The organism is Streptococcus cristatus (assembly GCF_003943515.1).
GTDB lineage: Bacteria > Bacillota > Bacilli > Lactobacillales > Streptococcaceae > Streptococcus > Streptococcus cristatus_D.
Genome location: NZ_RJPT01000029.1, coordinates 1 through 783 on the forward strand (window position 1 = coordinate 1; position 783 = coordinate 783).

The 783-nt window shown below is 49.4% G+C and carries 2 protein-coding genes; both read right to left on the reverse strand.

Features of this window, described 5'->3' with window-relative positions:
* Positions 1 to 93: 93 nt before the first annotated feature.
* The gene (locus tag D8791_RS10405; RefSeq protein ID WP_185760596.1) at positions 94 to 243 is read right to left on the reverse strand and encodes a hypothetical protein; all 150 of its coding nucleotides are present in this window, start codon (positions 241 to 243) and stop codon (positions 94 to 96) included.
* A 117-nt stretch (positions 244 to 360) separates the two neighbouring features.
* Positions 361 to 510, reverse strand: coding sequence for a hypothetical protein (locus D8791_RS10410; RefSeq protein ID WP_185760596.1), 150 nt, complete (start codon positions 508 to 510; stop codon positions 361 to 363).
* Positions 511 to 783 lie beyond the last annotated feature (273 nt).

Below are 783 nucleotides of genomic sequence, written 5' to 3' on the forward strand. Positions count from 1 at the left end.
ATCAGCTAGTCAATCAGCCTCAGCATCTGTAAGTGCAAGCGACTCAGCGTCTGTATCAGCTAGCCAATCAGCAAGCGCATCTGTAAGTGCAAGTCAAAGTGCTTCAACATCAGTAAGCGCAAGCCAAAGTGCTTCAGCTTCAGCATCTAACAACCAGAACTCAGCGTCTATCTCAGTAAGCGCGAGCCAGTCTGCGTCAATTAGTGCGAGCCAAAGCGCATCAGCATCAGTATCAGCAAGCATCAGTGCNAGCCAATCAGCATCTGTATCAGCTAGCCAATCAGCTTCAGCATCTGTAAGTGCAAGCGACTCAGCGTCTGTATCAGCTAGCCAATCAGCAAGCGCATCTGTAAGTGCAAGTCAAAGTGCTTCAACATCAGTAAGCGCAAGCCAAAGTGCTTCAGCTTCAGCATCTAACAACCAGAACTCAGCGTCTATCTCAGTAAGCGCGAGCCAGTCTGCGTCAATTAGTGCGAGCCAAAGCGCATCAGCATCAGTATCAGCAAGCATCAGTGCGAGCCAATCAGCATCTGTATCAGCTAGTCAATCAGCCTCAGCATCTGTAAGTGCAAGCGACTCAGCGTCTGTATCAGCTAGCCAATCAGCAAGCGCATCTGTAAGTGCAAGTCAAAGTGCTTCAACATCAGTAAGCGCAAGCCAAAGTGCTTCAGCTTCAGCATCTAACAACCAGAACTCAGCGTCTATCTCAGTAAGCGCGAGCCAGTCTGCGTCAATTAGTGCGAGCCAAAGCGCATCAGCATCAGTATCAGCAAGCATCAGTGC

What these genes read in the sequence shown, in the direction of transcription:
- D8791_RS10405 (WP_185760596.1), bottom strand. Translation starts at nt 243, where the DNA reads ATGCTTGCTGATACTGATGCTGATGCGCTTTGGCTCGCACTAATTGAC.
- D8791_RS10410 (WP_185760596.1), bottom strand. Translation starts at nt 510, where the DNA reads ATGCTTGCTGATACTGATGCTGATGCGCTTTGGCTCGCACTAATTGAC.